This window comes from Micrococcus sp. GbtcB5, assembly GCF_019091605.1.
Classification (GTDB): Bacteria; Actinomycetota; Actinomycetes; order Actinomycetales; family Micrococcaceae; genus Micrococcus; species Micrococcus luteus.
This window is the reverse complement of the sequence record NZ_JAGXJK010000223.1, coordinates 1-264: the sequence shown is the minus strand read 5'-3', so window position 1 is coordinate 264 and position 264 is coordinate 1. Positions and strand designations below refer to the sequence as shown.

At 72.0% G+C, this 264-nt stretch carries 1 pseudogene; it reads right to left on the bottom strand.

The features are described from left to right. Nucleotides 1-44: 44 nt before the first annotated feature. Nucleotides 45-264 (bottom strand): annotated as a pseudogene (locus tag KVS67_RS12125) (3,4-dioxygenase subunit beta); the annotation flags it as partial.

The window sequence follows — 264 nt, the reverse complement described above, 5'->3', positions numbered from 1 at the left end:
GACGCGTGGGCTGAGCCGGACGGCACAGCCCACGTCCGCCGGGCTCAGGGCTGCGCCGGGGGCTGGCCGCCCTCGCCGCCCGCCGGGGGCTGGCCTCCGCCGGGCCCGCCCATCCCGCCCTGCTCCTGCTCAGTGGTGGTGTCGATCGGGACGACGATGGTGATGGCGAAGCCCTTTTCCACGGAGCCCGTGATCTGCGGCAGCTGCGTCTCGTAGCCGTCAGAGAAGACGTTGTCCGTCTCGAGGCTGACCTTGGCGAAGTTC